The organism is Komagataeibacter sp. NFXK3 (assembly GCF_054182245.1).
In genome coordinates, this window is the sequence record NZ_JAPIVJ010000015.1 from 1 (window position 1) to 15,834 (window position 15,834).

The following is a 15,834-nucleotide window of genomic DNA, read 5'->3' on the forward strand; positions in this document are numbered from 1 at the left end:
GCTCGGCCAGATGCTGGGGCGTAATCCGGGCAGCTTCTTCGCTCAAACGGTCAAAGGCCACACGCGGTATGGTCGTGGCGCGAGCGCTGTCGAGGTTCAGGGATCGTACATACTCCAGGCGTTCCAGAGGCCATCGCATCGGATGTATTCTGAATTGCGTTAAGGGAAGATGGACCCTGAGCCCGCCCTCAAGCGGATCGCCTTACGCCTGCGAGAGCCATTTCACGGTAGACTGTAGCGCGACCGAGGCCGAGTTGCCGTGCGGCTTCGGTGGGTGATACCCCCGCTTCTACAAGCTTGAGCGCAGCGTTCGCCTTTTTCGGGTCGAGTGGTCGGCGTCCTGGCAATTTTCCCTTGGCGCGCGCGGCGGCGATGCCGTCCTTGGTCCGTTCGGCGATCAATCGTCTTTCGAAATGCGCGATCGATCCGAACACGTGAAACACAAGTTCGCCCGCCGCCGACGAGGTGTCGATTTTTTCTTCCAGGCTGAGCAGGGCGACACCACGCTCTTTCAATTCCGTCACAATTTTCAACAGCTCGCCAAGCGATCGACCAAGCCGATCAAGGCGCACTACCGCCAACGTATCCCCGGCACGGGCGTAAGCAAGCAACTCGTCAAGGCCTGGGCGGTCCATCGACTTGCCCGAGCGCACGTCGGTAAACACCTTTATCGCGCCAGCCTGTTCGAGCCGCATGGCCTGCCCGGCAACATCCTGATCACTGGTGCTTACCCGCGCATACCCCAGAATGCCGCTCATCCACCGTCTCCCAACCGCTCGGTCTGTGGACGTCTGAGGCGTAGACGCACCGCAGACCCTAAACCCGTCCAGAGACTACGTCTCAATAATACCTTAAGTCCACAGTTCTTCTTACCCATTTGTGGACGGATTTATCATGGCACGACGCGATCTCCTGACCGATAGCGAACGCCACGCGCTGTTCAGCGTGCCCGATACGCGCGAGGATCTGGCGCGACACTATATATTATCGCCGCGAGACCTCGCACTGGTTGCTATGCGACGGGGTGACGAAAACCGTCTCGGCTTCGCTGTGCAACTCGCGCTGATGCGCCATCCGGGTTTTGGATTTACGCTCGAAGGCAGCGCGCCCGAACACCTCGTCGCGTTTATGGCGGAACAGATCGATGTGCCCGCATGGGCGTTCGACAACTACGCCTTGCGACCCGCGACCGCGTCGGTCCATGCCCGCGAAGTCGGAGACGCTCTCGGGCTTCGTGGTCCGACCAATGCCGACTTGCCATTGCTGATTGAGGCTGGAGCGAAAGCCGCCTGGTCAACCGATCGCGGCTTGCCAATTGTAAGCGGCATCATGGAAGTGCTGCGTGCAGATGGCATCACGCTACCATCACAATCGGTTATCGAACGCGCTGGAATTGCGGGGCGCGCCCGCGCTCGGAAACGCACTTACGACGCACTACTCGCGTACGTGTCTGTCGAAAGCCTGGCCAAACTCGACGCCACGTTGATCGTCGATCCGAAAACCGGAGTGACGTCGCTCGCCTGGTTGCGCGAAATCGCTACTGTGCCAACGCCGGACAATGTGCGTGGGCTACTTGATCGATTGGCCTACTTGCGCGCTATCGAGCTACCCGTCACCATCGGGAACGCTATTCATGCTGATCGGTTGCGACAGCTTATCCGAGAAGGGCGTGCCTCGTCCGTGCAACTCATCGGACGTTATACGCCATCTCGTCGGCGAGCGACGCTGGCGGCGATGATTCTGGACCTGGAAACACGACTGACCGACGCTGTGCTCGACATCGCCGATCGCATCATCGGTGGCAGCTTCACGCGCGGGAACAACAAGCAGAAAAGGAGCTATGCCGAGACCACGCGCGACGTGGGGCATATCATGCGCCTGTTTGACCAGACCGTTGCCGCCTTGGCTGAGGCACAGGAAATCGGGATGGAAGGCTTTGCCGCAGTTGATGCGGCGGTGGGCTGGGACAAGCTGCTTCGCGCACGCGGTCAGGCCCGGCAGATAGCCGACCTGACCGCGGAGAGTCCGCTCGTCCGGGCGGCGGACCAGTGGAGCCGGCTGCGCAAATTCGCGCCGCTTTTCCTTGAGGCAATCGATTTCAAGGCAGGGCGGGGGAGCGCCTCGACGATCGCGGCGTTGAACACGTTGCGCGAGATGAATCGTTCGGGAAGCCGCGATGTACCACCAGACGCGCCGATGCCGTTCCGCAAGGAATGGCGGACTCTGGTCAAGGCGGGCGGCGGAAAACCTGATCGCCGGTTATGGGAAACCGGGGTTCTGGCGCACCTGCGTAATAAATGGCGCTCCGGCGACGTCTGGGTTGAACGCTCCGCCAACTACCGCAAGTTCGACAGCTATATGCTCTCCTCCGCAGAGGTTGCACCGATTGCTGCCGAACTTAAGCTCCCGGCCACGGCCGACGCGTGGATCGCCGATCGCAGCCGTGAACTCGACCAACGGCTGAAACGCTTTGCTGGCAGGCTGGCGCACGGAAAGGTTGAGGGTGTTGTGCTCAAAGACGGTAAGCTCTCGGTCTCTCCAGTGCGCGCAGATGAAACTGCCGCAGCCAAGGACATCGCCGCGCGCATCGACGCACTGATGCCGCGTGTGCGTATCACTGAGTTGCTTCACGAAGTCGCTAGGGAAACCTCGTTTCCTCAGGCGTTTCTCAACGTTCGCACTGGCGAACGCCACGACAACGAAAACGCCCTGCTCGCCGCCATACTCGCCGACGGATCCAATCTTGGCCTCGCACGCATGGCAGCAGCCAGCCAGGGGGTGACACCTGATCAGCTCATCTGGACCCGGTCAGCCTATATTGCACCTGACAACTACAAAGCAGCGCTCACGCGCATCATCAATGCCCACCACGCCCTGCCGATCGCATCGGTCTGGGGGCAAGGCTCTACCTCGTCTTCCGATGGCCAGTTTTTCCGCTCGGGCAAACGGGGCAGCGGTGCCGGTGATTTCAACGCCAAATATGGCGTCGATCCAGGCTTCTCATTCTATACCCATGTCTCCGACCAGCATGGCCCCTACCACGTCACGGTCATCTCGGCCGCGACGCATGAAGCGCCTTACGTCCTTGACGGGCTGCTTCATCACGGTAGCGGGCTCGAGATCGAGACGCATTACACCGATACCGGCGGCGCGACCGACCACGTCTTCGCGCTGTGCCAGATGCTGGGCTTTCGCTTCAGCCCGCGCCTGCGCGACTTTTCAGATCGCCGCATGGCTTGCATTCAGGCGCCCGGACAATACCCGTCGCTCAAGCCACTATTGGGCGCCCGCGTGAAGGTCGATGTGATCCGCGAGCATTGGGACGAGATTGTCCGGCTTGTCGCTTCGTTGAAAGCTGGCACCGTCCTACCCTCGGCGATGCTGCGTAAGCTCGCCGCTTACGAACGCCAAAATCAGCTCGACCTCGCGCTTCGCGAGATCGGTCGCGTCGAGCGGACCTTGTTCATGTTGGACTGGCTGGAGAGCCCGACCCTACGTCGCAGATGTCAGGCAGGCCTCAACAAATCCGAGCAACGCCACTTTCTTACGCAGGCAATCTGCACCTTCAAGCAAGGACGCATCGCTGACCGCACGCATGAAGCACAGCAATTTCGGGCATCGGGTCTTAACCTCGTCATCGCAGCCATTGTTTATTGGAACTCGACCTATATCGCTGACGCGGTTGCTCACCTCCGCGCAATCGGAGTGTCCGTGCCCGACGAGTTTCTGGCGCATACCTCGCCCGTAGGGTGGGGGCACATTGCCTTTTCGGGTGACTTCTTATGGGACCGTGCCGCTGCCATGCCTATCGGGCGCCGCGCGCTAAACCTGGGGCGCATCAACACGGCGGCATGACTGTCTCTGACGTTCGTTGTGCGTTCTCAGCTAGCGTAATTCAGAGAACATCCGTTGCGATGGCCTCTCATAGGACTGCGCGATCCCGAGCTTACGAAGCTCATCCGCCAGTTCCGCCTGGAAGAAGGCTCCGAACTCATGGACGCGGGATCGCAGGCGCTTTGTGTCCAGCGAGCCTACATGGCCGCTGTCGGTGACAACGACATTGTAGAGCGAATTATGGATGTGCATGTGCGGATCGCCCCCGGTCGGGGCCTCACGCAGATAGGTCGTATCGGTCTCGGCATCATGCAGGGTCAGGGTCGGGCGAGACGTGCGGTGCCGGTAGGACGTCCAGGCGACCTCCCCTGCCTCTTCTCCGTCTTCCCCGCCGTGGCCGCGTCGGGCAAAGCCCAGCTCACGGGCCACATACTGCATGGTCGCGTCATTGGCCCGCTGCACTGCGTTCCAGATCGCGGCCCCTTCGGCCTGTGTTGGCGCAAACTCGGCAGCCAGCGTGACCGATTTGTGCGGGGCCATGGTCAGGTCGTAGGCGCTGATCTTCCGCTTGGCCTGAGACCATTGCTCGCCACTGTCGGCGCGCTTGCCTTCGAACAGGGCCGCAAGTGTTTCGGTCGTGGGCATGGCACGCCGATCCACGCCGAGCACGTCCGCCATCTTCTGACTCATGCCCGGATTGAAAGAGGCCCGACCATCGCGGCCGAGGTAGTAGTTCGTGAGGCGCTGACCGTCGCCGTCAGGCACCTTGCCGGTGTCCGTGCGGAAATCGTGCTCCGGATCCGGCGCGCCCTCGGTGAAGTAGGCGGCCACGAACCGGCCGTTGCACTCCGCCGAGATCTTGCGGAAGGTCATCATGACGGGCGGCCGTCCTCTGCTTTCGTGCGAACCTTGCGGCCTTCAAGCAGGTCATTGTTGCGGGCCGTCGTATGGTCGATGCGCCTGATGACCGGCTCCTGATCCTTCATCAGCTCGACCAGGCGCGCGAGAATATCATCCATTGTCGGGCTGTCCCCTTTCTCCGAGGGGGTCAGAAGCTCAATCAGGATACTCAGCTTTTCGCTGATGAACCGGATCTCTTCTCCCTGCTCGTTAGAGCGGGTGAGGAGATGCTGAAGAAGCTCCCGATCCGAAACATCGGTCTCGGGAGCGCGGTCGGGGGTCTGGGTCTGATCTGTCATGCGGGCAGGATAGAAAGCCCTCATGCGACTGAGATCATTTCGTCAAAGCGTCAGGCCGTTCCCTCTCCTTCTGTGCGGTGGTTGCTGCCTGCATGACCCATTGCGCCAGTCGAGTGCTCAGAGAGATGGCCTGATCAAGCTGTTGGCCGCAGGAATTTTCGGTCACTGCCTTGTTCATGATGACGTCCTCGGTTCGGAAGTTCCGCCACAGGGATCCGACCAGTTGGGCAGAACTCACCAACGCCTGCACATCGGCCTGATCAACCTCGACAAGGATTTCGTCCAGATCACGGGCTTCAACATGCAAAGGCCGGTCCGGCAGACTCAGAACCATATACCGGCCCGGTAGGCGACGCATTTCCTGAAGGCGCGTAAGGTCAGCGGGGTCCACTGATTGACCTCCCGCAATCGCCAGTTCCACTCCTGGCCGAGAATAAAATCCATTTCGCCTGATGCTCGGGAGAACTTCTTTGGTAATCCAGCGACGAAAGGCGACCGCTAGCGGAAGCTGTGACTTGATCAGGAAGTGATAGAGACCGCTCTCGCTAACAACGATCTGATTTTGAATCCTACCTGAGGATGGTAGCGCGATCGTCCGCTTTTCGTCGTCATCAAGCCCACGAGCTGCAACGGCAGGCGAGCTGTGTGCGATAGCTTCACACACCTCCATCATCCGAAACCAGACTTCGCCATCTTTTACGAAAGTCTGAAGAGTTGTGTCGTTGAAACGGAACTGCGCGGCTTCGACGTAGTCCACATCAGCGACGAGGGGGGGCGATATAGCTTTCTGCTTTCTTGGCACGTCAGGCTCCTGCTGAGGGGTTCTGCCTCCCGATGAGACGGACTGGTGTTCCCCTTTCGAAAGCCAGGATGACCGCTTGATCTGCGACTGCACCGAGAGACCGAAGCGCCGCTTTCAAACGAGGGTAGGTCTATCAGATTGATACACCTACCCCTCTTCTTTTTCCCTGCGCGGCGAAGCCGTCCGCACCAACGGTGCAATGGTCTATGAAGAAGCTCTTTTCTATGCCGTACTTACGCCGTGTCTTTGCCGTGCTTACGCCGTAGCAACGCCGTAGCAACGCCGTGAACGCGCCGTGGTGCCGCCGTAACGACGCCGGACTTGCGCCGTGAAAACGCCGTGTGTATAGCTCCAGACGGCTGTATTGGGCTCTCAGACCACGTCACGCAGAGGCCGTCAGTCCCGCGCTGTGTCCAAAACGGACACACTTCGAGGAGATGCCCGTGACAAATCCACTCCACGACCTGAAGACTTCCCGGAATGGAAAACGGGCACTGCGGGAACGGGCGAGCCCACTCTACAGGTGGCTGCGCACGAACATGGCCGAGGTCTCCGACCTTCGTGAAACCGGGGTCGCAACATGGAAAGACATTCTCGGCGCCGCGCGTCTCGCGGGCCTGAATGTCGAGGTCAGTCAGCGGATGGCGAACGTCATCAGCAAACAGTGGTACCGTCTTCAGAATGAGGCTCAGGGGCTCCCGGTGGATGCCAAGTCAGACACCTCGGCAGTGAGGCCAGAGAGGATTTTGCCTCCGAGCAAAATTGATCCCGACTGGCGTCCGGACGAAATTGAGGCTCACTGGGCCGAACGCGAGGAGCCTGTTTCAGTGAGGCCGAATGAACCGAGCGGCCCCGAAGAAACAACGGGGCAGGCGCTGGTGCCAGCTCATCCGATCCGGGCGACACCTCCCGTCGCGATCGAAGACAATGAGAAAATTCCGCAGCACAGCAGAGACTCATTGAAGCGCCTGCGCGAAAAGATCCGCGCCCGCAAAGAGGAAAAGTACCGTCTGACGCCAGACTGATTTTCTTCCCCGCGCGCATCTCAGTCGCAGATCAAGCAGTCATCATGGCTTTCGAAAGAGGAGCACCAGTCCGTCTCATCGGGAGGCGGAACCCCTCAACAGGAGCCTGACTGTGACCAAGGACGCTGACGTCAAAGCCACCCCGTCTGCACCGGCCCCCAAGGCCACTACCAAGAAAAAGCCCGTTATTTTCACAATCATCGGTCGTCAGCGGGTAGGCAAAACCACCCTGCTCAATGCTCTCGCACAGACCGTTCATGACCAGGGCGGAACGCCGGAGATCTGGAACACCGATCTCCTGAACCGGTCACACTCAATCTCGAATTTCCATGACGCGGATAGTCCGGCCGCAGGCGACACAAAGCGCCAGAGAAAATGGCTCGAAGAGAAGATCCAGTCTCTCATGGAAAGTCGCCATGACGCCATTCTCGACATTGGCGGCGGATGGACAGCCCTGCACGAGCTGATCAACACGGAATCCCTAAGCCGCGCGCTCGACATGATGGGGATTACGCTGTCGGTCGTCTTTCTGATCGGGCATGAGCGGGCTGATCTGGACTACCTGGAAGATCTCCAGAAAAAGAAGAAGTTCTCTCCGCGCAATTCTGCGATCATCATTAATGAAGGCCTCATCCCTCCTTCACTGGACGTGGATGACGTTGTGGATGTCGTTTCCCACCATCCAGCCGTTGAAGAGGCGATGGAGAACGGCGCGGACATCTTCATGTATCCGGCCGCCGAGCCCATGAAGGACGTATGCGACCGGGCCATGACCTTCTCGGCCTATGCCGCAGGCGAACAGAAGGACGGCTTCCCGACCAGCTCCATCTTTGATCGACTGGCCATGGACCGCTGGTACCGTCGCGATTTCCCTGCATTTCTTCAGGAACTCGGTGCCAGCCGTCTGCCGAATATGCCTAAGGGCCTCCCTGTTCCGGCCGAAAGTGACGTGTAATGTCTGACGGCCTTACCCAGAGGATTTCCGACTGTCAGGCCAGATTTGAAAGCTCAGTGGATGCGCTCCGTGAGCAGACGCATCGGTGGACGCTTCGGCCGCGTTCACCTGAGGCCAAGGTTCTGGATGGCCTCATGATCCTGATGGAGATGAACAATCTTCATCAGGCCCTCCTCCTCAAGGATCGTGAACATTCCGAAGCAGCGCACAGAGCGCTGTTTCAGGAGGCCGAGAAGCGGATGGAGCAGTGTGTCGCGAAGTGTGAAAGCCTGCTGGATCAATGCACACGCTCGGCAACGGAAGAGGTGATTGAGGTGAGGCGTGCTCTTCATGAAGGCGTGGCAGCCTCTCGCCAGCTTCAGAAGATTGACGAAAAGACCGTCAAGGCAAAGGTCGCGGAAGTCCTTGGAACGGTCAAAGGCGAAATCGCCGAGAGCATGAAGGCCCAGATCGTGATGGCGGGCACTCGTGTTCGACGGGACGAAATCAGCAAGCGGGCCGGATGGTTCGCCACCATGATCGTCGGGGGAACCGTCTTCGGAGTTATCCTCGATCACCTGATTTAGGTGTGTCCGAAACGGACACACCGCCTTGCGCCATCAGGGCAGCGTTTCAAACGGCCCTCAAAGTCGCAGATGACAGGCGGATACTGAGCACCCCAACACAGGAGTGCTCAATGCCGCCCCCCGTCAAACAATCCTTTCTGATCACAGGTCTGGCCCTCTCGGCTGGACTTGGCCTCAGCGGTTCGTGCCAGGCGCAGTCGATCGAAGTGCCTAACGGCCTGCCGGAAGTCCCGCATGTCGTCTATCCGGAAGTCGGCCTGCCGAACTTCACGGTCCCAGCCGGAACCGTCCAGCAGATCGGCGGAGACGGCAAGGTCATCCAGACCACTCAGCCCGTTTCGACCGGATCGGATTCATTGCAAACGCTCTACAGCCGCGCATGGGGCTATCAGGCCGCTGACAATGCTTCTTCCCTTGGCGTGAACCCGGCTGCTTTGGCCGCGACGTGTCAGGTGGAGTCCGGCTGTCAGAATGTCTATACGGCCACCGGATCAGGCCACACCATCACAGGCGCGTTCCAGATGGCAAATGGCACATACACAGAGGAGATGAAGAAGGCGCTCGCATCCAATCCAGGACTTGCCAGTACCATCACATCAGGCACAGCAGGTCAGCAGGATCCAGCCACACAGGCTGTTGCCGCCGCCCAATACATGAAGGAAGAAGCGACCACCTTGCAGGCGCAGGGGATCAGCAATCCAACGGCGCTGGACACGAGAGCTATGTATAATTTCGGTAGTCATGCGGGAGCTCAAGTTGCACAAGCCGATGACAGCGCCCTGATGTCGGACTTCATTTCCTCTACTGCCATGAGCAATAATAACATCTCATCAGGAACGACAGTCGGCGAATGGCGGCAGAGCACTGCGAACAAGATGGGGACCGGTGCAAACGCTCCCGTACTCCAGAGTTAAATGACAGAAGACAGAGAACCGGATACCCAATCACCATGAAACATAAATTTCTCCTTCTGGCAGTTTTGACGGCGTCTTATTCCTTCAGTGCATCTGCATCGCCGAACAAGCCTGTCAGCCCCCTAGCGGGATATAAGTGCCTGACTCTCAACGCGACAGATGCGCAGATGATGGATCCGAACTTCTCCATTCCATTCCGCGAAAGCCCGTCCGATCAGGCTGCGGTGGTGGCGCCTGCAACCACCCTCGTCCCGGTGAACACTGCCGTCCAGCCCGTTAACGGATATTATCAGACGGTAAACCTCGCACGGAAGACCATGTGGATTTCGGCGAAGTGGTTACAGCCCTATGCCAATGTCCATCCGGGACGGACCTGCACGCCATACGTAATGACCAACGGAAGCGTAGGCTTTGTTTTCGCTAACCAATAAAGAGAGGCAGCCTCCGGGCTGCCTTTTTCATATCCCCTGAGCCTGGACGTGGAGACACCGGAACCCACCACGTCGCGGGCAATGTCACCCGGCTTTGCGGATCTCGGCGAGAATGGGATCGGCCTTTCTCTGCCGGGGACAGGGATGGGCCAGATGGGCAGCTTCCAGATCCAGCAGCCACAGGGACAAATCAGCCGGAAGTGAGGACGTGCCGTCCAGGCAGCGCCGGAACTGGTTTCTGTGCATATCGCATTTCTCGGCAGCCTGACGCTCGGACCATCCGATCCGGAACAGGGCAAGAGACAGGCGCGGCCCGGTCAGATGCTTCGGGCGGCTATCGAGAGGGGAAAGGCTCTTCGTCATGAGAGCATCCTGCCGCCGCGTTCTGCGACTGAACGCAAAAAATCTCGCCTTGAAACACATCTTCAGAATGGCCTCGAACCACCGGAAAACCTTGCCATTCCGGGCAAAAACCGCTATTTTCTTCCTATGAGTTCAGCCAAAACCCTCTTCGCTCCGACGCCTTTTTCCGCTCTTTCGGATGAAGAGCGCGCGCGCCGCCAGGACGCGGTCGAGTGGACTCTCGCGGCCCAGAGACGGCAGGGCTACACGCATGATCCGCTTATCGAGGATGCCTGCCAGTCGTTCGTTGCGGGGCAGATCGACCTTGCTGAACTGGGGCGGAGATTGAATCCCGCCCTCTGACGCGTCGATGCCTCCCGCCCACGGTTACACCTACCCGAACGTCTCCGACGATCCGGACCAGACAGACGTCCTGCGGAACCGGCTCGGCCTTCGCCGCCATTCCGAACTTCACCCTGAAGAATACCGCCGCACCAGCCACAGGATTCTGGAAATCCGGCTGGGTCTGGGGCCGACCGGCCATTTCGATGCCGACCACCTGAAGGCCATTCATCGGCATATCTTCCAAGACGTCTATGAATGGGCGGGCCACATGCGCCACGAGAGGCCGGTCGTGGACGGGGCACGGGTCGAACCGATCGGCTCGATGCGCAAAGGCGCGACCACCTTCCTGCCCGGCTCCCATATCGACATGGGCCTGACCGAGGCCTTCAAGCCCATCCGCGACCCGGACGTCCTGAAGACCTCCACGCCGGAGCAGTTTGCGGCCATCGCCGGCAAGGTTCTGAACGAACTCAATTACGTGCACCCGTTCCGGGAAGGAAACGGCAGAACGCAGGAGGCGTTTGTCGCGGAACTCGGCCGACACTACGGGCATAATGTGGACCTCTCCGTCATCACGAGATCTCGGATGGTCTCCGCGTCCATTGTCGGCACGCAGGATCCGGACCATCCGGCCATGGCGGCCCTGCTGACGGACGCCAGTTCGCCCGCCCGCACCCGTGCTCTGAAGGAGCTGATGCAGGACATGGGCTCTGGCTCTGCCGCAAGGACGCTGGATGACCTCGTCATCCGCACGGCCGCGCCTGGGGAAACTGTTTCGGGGATCTTCAAGACACGGACCAGCCTCTCCGGTGCGTTTGAAACGCCTGACGGGATCGTGGCGGTACCTGTCGCGGATCTGCGAAACGCTGTCCGAAAGGACGGCGGGTACACCGTCACCGTGCAGTCCGATTTTTTGACGGCCTCTGCTGCTCCGGTGCTTCGGCCCGTGCCGCGTCCGGTCATCCCGGCTGTCTTCGGGCCTGCGGAGGAGAAGCGCGAAAGCGCGCTCCTGGCACGGGCGAAAGAGGACGGCCGCAAGGCCGCTGCCTCTCTTCATGCGTTCTGGTCTGCCCCGCCTTCCCTTGTCTGCCGCGACATCGAGGCCGCCATCCGCCAGGAGGGCGGCGATGCAGCACAGGCCTTTACCGGCATGAAGGCCGGAGGCCGTCATGCGGCGCTCGGGAAAGAGATCGAAAAAGAACTGCGCCACAATCCCACCTTCGCGCGCGAGCTGGGCAAGGTGCAGAAGGACATGGCAGCCTATGGCGACAGTCGGGAAAAGGCCTTTGCGTTTGGGGCCGCTCACGGTCGGGAAACGGAAATTCTAACCGACCTGGCCGGGACGGATCGGGAAATCGCCCGCCACGCCAGCCGGACTCCCACCTCTGAACCGGGCCGCGCCCTGATTCAGACCCTGACCGGCCAGCCCGCCCTAACCGCCACAACGGACCCGGCAGACCGCCCGTCTCTTTCGTCTGCCCAAACACCCGGCCCCGGCTGATCGCCCCCGGTTTTCCTAGACCCATCCTGCCCGTGCGGCGAGCACACTGACGGCGACGAGAGTGGAACGACGGTGGCGTTTTCCTGAGCCCATCCTGCCACCGGCCAAGACGGGCGACGGGACAGGCCGTCAAGCCCGGAGCGTCCTGAGCAAGGGGGGCAGGCTTGCGGCTGATGCGGGGTCGCGTGCGGCCCTGCAGCAGACGCGGGCCTGACACCTGCCGCCGAGGGTCGCGCAGTGGCTTTACGGACTGGCACGGCGACTGTCAGACTGAACGCTGGATGCGAGGACGCTGTCGTGGAACGTCCCTCCCGGGCGGTCCTTCAGGACCGTTCGGGAGGGACGAGGAGCCGTCTCACGGTCGAACGTGCCAGACTAGAACCGTCCGTTCATGGAAAAGGATGCGGGTGAACCGTTACCCGGAAGGGCCGAGACGCAGGGTCCAGACGCCCGGTTGAGGGCGGCTGGACCCTGTGGCTCGGTCGAACTTGGCGACGCAGGAGCCTAGTGAGATAGAGTGAACGAACCCTTCAGGGCCGCCCCGAATTCTTTTTCCGCCAGTCGCATCTTTCCGCGTCATTCTCCCCTTCTGAAGCAAAAAACACGCGCTCATCCGAAGCGTCGGCTTCGTGAAGAAGAACATGAAACAGATGCTCACCATTCCTAAAGTCTGGCCGTATTTCCTCTTTCTCTTTGGCCTCCAGTGGCTGATCGCAACCATCCGTGAGCGAAACAACGCCAAGTTTCTCGGCACGCCCTATGCGCTTTTCCACATCGCTTCAGCGGGCATGGCAACGATGATGCTCTGGCTCCGCCGCTCGACCCGCTACGCACTTTTCTTGGCTGTTCCGGTTACGGCGCTGTGCGCAGTTCTTTCGCTTGGCCTGTATCTTCTGGGCCATGAGAAAGAGGCGGTCAGCGCTCTCGACGTGGCTCTGATGGCCGGATTTGGAGGCTGGCTTCTCGAATTACTCTCGTCCATGATCGAAGAAATCTAAGCACCATCCTTCTTCGATTGCCTCGCGCAGCCCCCCTGTGGGGGGCGAGCATTGGGGGCAAAACACTCCGCGCCGACGAGGCGCGTCCGCCTTCCCGGAAAAAACGACGGGAGATGAAAAAGGGCGGACGGGAGAAGAGGCCGAGGGCAGAGCCGAGGCCGTCAGCGCGGCCCCGGTGGATGGCCGGACCTGCTGGCCCGGCCTGTGGGCGTTAGAGAATGGCCCCCCACTGTGCGGCGCGGACGTTCTCGGTAAGGGTGCGGCCCGTGTCCTTGACGTAAGGCTTCCAGTCTTCCCCGAACAGTTCGCGGTAGGCGTCACATGCGCTCTGAGCCATGACGGCGAGCGCGTAAGCCTTCGGGGCCTGCGCTGCTGCAAAGCGAACGGCGCGGTCAACGCGGTTTTCCCCGCCGTCGATGCCTTGGCGGTCTTCGTCGCGGCTTTCGTTGCTGAAAGAGTTCTGTTCGTCGCGGGCAATCTGGCGCTTGTTCTCGTAAAAGTTGGCGGCGCCATAGGCAGAGCGGACCAGCCCGTCCACGAGGCGGCCAAGGTGCATTTCCATGGCCTTAAAATTGCGCTCGCCCCGGAAGTCGGTGACGATCAGAACGTCCTCAAGAAGCGCGTACTGGTCGCGGATCATGCTCAAACCGGCCCCCATCAGCTCGTCATAGTCGCCAGCCTCGAAACCGAAATGCTGAACAATGGCGGAAATCTTGTCATCGTTGGGGGCGATGCGGAGAACGTCGGCCAGCGTAGGGGAGGCAATGGCCTTTGTGCGGTCGCGGGCTTCGTTGAAACGACGGACGGCGGCGGGGCTGGCCTTGTTTGCGGCCTTGCTGTTCTTGGCCTTCGGTGCGATTGTGGTTGCTGCGTCGGACATGAAACTTAACCTTTCTAGTCTAGCGAAGTCCCGTTCGGTGGTGCAAACACCGTTCGGGGCGCTTTGTCTTGAGAGCCAATCCCTCTCGACAAGTAAAAGATAGCCTTTCCGGCCTTTCGTGACAAGAGAAAAAACGCAGAAAACCGCCATAAAACGCGCTTTATTTTTGCATGACAAGTAAAAAGATTGCTTGATTACTTTATGAATACCTGTCGTTTTCCTAGACCCATCCTGCCCGTGCGGCGAGCACACTGACGGCGACGAGAGTGGAACGACGGTGGCGTTTTCCTGAGCCCATCCTGCCACCGGCCAAGACGGGCGACGGGACAGGCCGTCAAGCCCGGAGCGTCCTGAGCAAGGGGGGCAGGCTTGCGGCTGATGCGGGGTCGCGTGCGGCCCTGCAGCAGACGCGGGCCTGACACCTGCCGCCGAGGGTCGCGCAGTGGCTTTACGGACTGGCACGGCGACTGTCAGACTGAACGCTGGATGCGAGGACGCTGTCGTGGAACGTCCCTCCCGGGCGGTCCTTCAGGACCGTTCGGGAGGGACGAGGAGCCGTCTCACGGTCGAACGTGCCAGACTAGAACCGTCCGTTCATGGAAAAGGATGCGGGTGAACCGTTACCCGGAAGGGCCGAGACGCAGGGTCCAGACGCCCGGTTGAGGGCGGCTGGACCCTGTGGCTCGGTCGAACTTGGCGACGCAGGAGCCTAGTGAGATAGGGTGAACGAACCCTTCAGGGCCGCCCCGATCCTTCCTTTGCTTTTTCTACTTATGGCCCTGATTTATGCCGGAAGAGTCCCGCGTCAGGAAGAACACACCCCCACCCACGGCAAGCACCAGCAGGCCTCCCCGGATTGGATGCAGAAAGCCCTGCCAGATCAGGAGTAGAATGGCGACCTGAATACTCAGTGCAACAATGCGGATTATGTTTTGTCGTGACATGGTGCCAGTCTAGTCTTTTTCGCTGTCCTGGCGCAGCCCCCCAGTGGGGGGCGAGCATTGGGGGCAACATACATCGCGCCGACGAGGCGCGTCCGCCTGACTAAACCGGGCGAGCGGACAAAAAAAAGCGGCCCGGAGGCCGCCTGTCGGTGTCACTGATGGGACGTTCGCAACTTTGCGAGCCGGGTGGCAATCGGTCCGATCGCAAGGCCCAGACCGATGGTGAAAACAGCGGCAGGAAGAAGAATAAACAGGATACTCTGGGTCACGTTATCCATTGGTTTTCGCCTCCGTCTTGTCCTCAGGATAGGGGATATAGGCCAGAAAAGTCAAAGAAATTGCCTCAAGCGCCGCACCCAGAAAAAAACAGGTGACGGCACGCATGGGTGTCAACGGTCCTGTCCCGGAGATGAGTGGGGTCACGATGCCGAGCCCCCACGCGCTGAGGGCGAATGTCTGAAGAACGCTGGCAATCGCCTTGTAGCGGTCTTCCTTGTGTTTGGAGCGCTGCGGCGGGGGCAGCAGCGCCATGAGGCGGTCTTTGTTCATCTGGCGCAACGCTCCTTTTTCCCGGAATCAAAACGGCACGTCATCGTCAAGATCGTTCCCGCCCGGTGCGTCCCAGCCCGCATTGCGGTTTCCGTTGCCAGACGATCCCGCAGACCGGCCGCCACCGTTTCCACCACCAAAGCCGGCATCGCCCTCATCGCCATTGCCTCGGTTGCTGTCGATCAGCACCAATTCACCCCGGAAACGGTCAATGACAACCTCTGTGGTGTAGTGCTCCTGACCGCCCTGATCGGTCCATTTGCGGGTGCGGAGTTCGCCTTCGATATAGACCTTGCGTCCTTTGCGAAGAAAGCGTTCCGCCACGTCACCAGCCCGCTCATTGAAGATAACGACCCGGTGCCATTCGGTGCGCTCACGACGCTCCCCGCTCTGGCGGTCGTTCCAAGTATCAGACGTGGCGAGTGTAAAGCTCACGATCTTGGAACCGGACTGCGTATGACGGACTTCGGGGTCTTTACCAAGGTTGCCAACGAGAATGACTTTGTTAACAGAACCGGCCATGAGAACCTCCAAGAATTAAGGAACGTA

15 protein-coding genes and 1 pseudogene are annotated in these 15,834 nt (G+C 60.2%); 9 read left to right on the forward strand and 7 right to left on the reverse strand.

What is annotated here, in order from left to right:
- Window positions 1-188 precede the first annotated feature (188 nt).
- On the reverse strand, window positions 189-758 hold the full coding sequence (locus OQZ28_RS14005) for a recombinase family protein (RefSeq protein WP_211504810.1): 570 nt from the start codon (window positions 756-758) through the stop codon (window positions 189-191).
- A gap of 136 nt (window positions 759-894) precedes the next feature.
- Here OQZ28_RS14005 and OQZ28_RS14010 point away from each other — a divergent pair, with 136 nt between their 5' ends.
- Window positions 895-3,855 (forward strand): Tn3 family transposase, encoded by a 2,961-nt coding sequence (locus OQZ28_RS14010; protein ID WP_415499379.1) that lies wholly within the window; start codon window positions 895-897, stop codon window positions 3,853-3,855.
- A 54-nt stretch (window positions 3,856-3,909) separates the two neighbouring features.
- On the opposite strand, the pseudogene mobF reads toward OQZ28_RS14010, so the two are convergent.
- From mobF to OQZ28_RS14025, 3 genes and pseudogenes are all read right to left on the reverse strand, one after another.
- A pseudogene (mobF, locus tag OQZ28_RS14015) lies at window positions 3,910-4,710 on the reverse strand (MobF family relaxase); the annotation flags it as partial.
- Entirely contained in the window at window positions 4,707-5,057 is a 351-nt protein-coding gene (locus OQZ28_RS14020; RefSeq protein WP_458136455.1) for a hypothetical protein, read from the reverse strand. The pseudogene mobF and the gene OQZ28_RS14020, both read right to left, overlap by 4 nt.
- A 10-nt stretch (window positions 5,058-5,067) precedes the next feature.
- Window positions 5,068-5,835, reverse strand: a complete 768-nt coding sequence (locus OQZ28_RS14025) for a BRO-N domain-containing protein (RefSeq protein WP_099287685.1) — start codon at window positions 5,833-5,835, stop codon at window positions 5,068-5,070.
- A 539-nt stretch (window positions 5,836-6,374) separates the two neighbouring features.
- Here OQZ28_RS14025 and OQZ28_RS14030 point away from each other — a divergent pair.
- From OQZ28_RS14030 to OQZ28_RS14065, 8 genes are all read left to right on the forward strand, one after another.
- Window positions 6,375-6,860 (forward strand): hypothetical protein, encoded by a 486-nt coding sequence (locus OQZ28_RS14030; protein ID WP_458136456.1) that lies wholly within the window; start codon window positions 6,375-6,377, stop codon window positions 6,858-6,860.
- A 112-nt stretch (window positions 6,861-6,972) separates the two neighbouring features.
- On the forward strand, window positions 6,973-7,815 hold the full coding sequence (locus OQZ28_RS14035) for a P-loop NTPase family protein (RefSeq protein WP_211501559.1): 843 nt from the start codon (window positions 6,973-6,975) through the stop codon (window positions 7,813-7,815).
- On the forward strand, window positions 7,815-8,381 hold the full coding sequence (locus tag OQZ28_RS14040; RefSeq protein WP_458136457.1) for a hypothetical protein: 567 nt from the start codon (window positions 7,815-7,817) through the stop codon (window positions 8,379-8,381). The genes OQZ28_RS14035 and OQZ28_RS14040 overlap by 1 nt, the downstream gene beginning before the upstream one ends.
- Window positions 8,382-8,491: 110 nt before the next feature.
- Window positions 8,492-9,295, forward strand: coding sequence for a hypothetical protein (locus OQZ28_RS14045; protein WP_099287687.1), 804 nt, complete (start codon window positions 8,492-8,494; stop codon window positions 9,293-9,295).
- 35 nt (window positions 9,296-9,330) lie between these two features.
- Entirely contained in the window at window positions 9,331-9,726 is a 396-nt protein-coding gene (locus OQZ28_RS14050; RefSeq protein WP_099287688.1) for a hypothetical protein, read from the forward strand.
- A gap of 240 nt (window positions 9,727-9,966) precedes the next feature.
- Complete coding sequence (locus OQZ28_RS14055) at window positions 9,967-10,431, forward strand: antitoxin VbhA family protein (RefSeq protein ID WP_211591324.1); 465 nt, start codon at window positions 9,967-9,969, stop codon at window positions 10,429-10,431.
- A 7-nt stretch (window positions 10,432-10,438) separates the two neighbouring features.
- Window positions 10,439-11,914, forward strand: coding sequence for a Fic/DOC family protein (locus tag OQZ28_RS14060; protein ID WP_458136458.1), 1,476 nt, complete (start codon window positions 10,439-10,441; stop codon window positions 11,912-11,914).
- Between the two features lie 641 nt (window positions 11,915-12,555).
- Entirely contained in the window at window positions 12,556-12,912 is a 357-nt protein-coding gene (locus OQZ28_RS14065; protein WP_458136459.1) for a hypothetical protein, read from the forward strand.
- 211 nt (window positions 12,913-13,123) lie between these two features.
- Here the strand turns inward: OQZ28_RS14065 and OQZ28_RS14070 are convergent, their stop codons facing one another.
- The 3 genes from OQZ28_RS14070 to ssb form a co-directional block, all read right to left on the reverse strand.
- Window positions 13,124-13,792 (reverse strand): hypothetical protein, encoded by a 669-nt coding sequence (locus OQZ28_RS14070; RefSeq protein WP_458136460.1) that lies wholly within the window; start codon window positions 13,790-13,792, stop codon window positions 13,124-13,126.
- 1,214 nt (window positions 13,793-15,006) lie between these two features.
- Window positions 15,007-15,285, reverse strand: coding sequence for a hypothetical protein (locus OQZ28_RS14075; protein WP_010505526.1), 279 nt, complete (start codon window positions 15,283-15,285; stop codon window positions 15,007-15,009).
- 27 nt (window positions 15,286-15,312) lie between these two features.
- Entirely contained in the window at window positions 15,313-15,807 is a 495-nt protein-coding gene (ssb, locus tag OQZ28_RS14080; protein WP_458136461.1) for a single-stranded DNA-binding protein, read from the reverse strand.
- Window positions 15,808-15,834: the final 27 nt, after the last annotated feature.

Excerpts from the sequence above, each read along its gene's own strand:
- OQZ28_RS14005 (WP_211504810.1), bottom strand. The coding sequence starts at position 758 with ATGAGCGGCATTCTGGGGTATGCGCGGGTAAGCACCAGTGATCAGGAT.
- OQZ28_RS14010 (WP_415499379.1), top strand. The coding sequence starts at position 895 with ATGGCACGACGCGATCTCCTGACCGATAGCGAACGCCACGCGCTGTTC.
- OQZ28_RS14020 (WP_458136455.1), bottom strand. The coding sequence starts at position 5,057 with ATGAGGGCTTTCTATCCTGCCCGCATGACAGATCAGACCCAGACCCCC.
- OQZ28_RS14030 (WP_458136456.1), top strand. The coding sequence starts at position 6,375 with ATGGCCGAGGTCTCCGACCTTCGTGAAACCGGGGTCGCAACATGGAAA.
- OQZ28_RS14040 (WP_458136457.1), top strand. The coding sequence starts at position 7,815 with ATGTCTGACGGCCTTACCCAGAGGATTTCCGACTGTCAGGCCAGATTT.
- OQZ28_RS14045 (WP_099287687.1), top strand. The coding sequence starts at position 8,492 with ATGCCGCCCCCCGTCAAACAATCCTTTCTGATCACAGGTCTGGCCCTC.
- OQZ28_RS14050 (WP_099287688.1), top strand. The coding sequence starts at position 9,331 with ATGAAACATAAATTTCTCCTTCTGGCAGTTTTGACGGCGTCTTATTCC.
- OQZ28_RS14060 (WP_458136458.1), top strand. The coding sequence starts at position 10,439 with ATGCCTCCCGCCCACGGTTACACCTACCCGAACGTCTCCGACGATCCG.
- OQZ28_RS14065 (WP_458136459.1), top strand. The coding sequence starts at position 12,556 with ATGAAACAGATGCTCACCATTCCTAAAGTCTGGCCGTATTTCCTCTTT.
- OQZ28_RS14070 (WP_458136460.1), bottom strand. The coding sequence starts at position 13,792 with ATGTCCGACGCAGCAACCACAATCGCACCGAAGGCCAAGAACAGCAAG.
- OQZ28_RS14075 (WP_010505526.1), bottom strand. The coding sequence starts at position 15,285 with ATGAACAAAGACCGCCTCATGGCGCTGCTGCCCCCGCCGCAGCGCTCC.
- ssb (WP_458136461.1), bottom strand. The coding sequence starts at position 15,807 with ATGGCCGGTTCTGTTAACAAAGTCATTCTCGTTGGCAACCTTGGTAAA.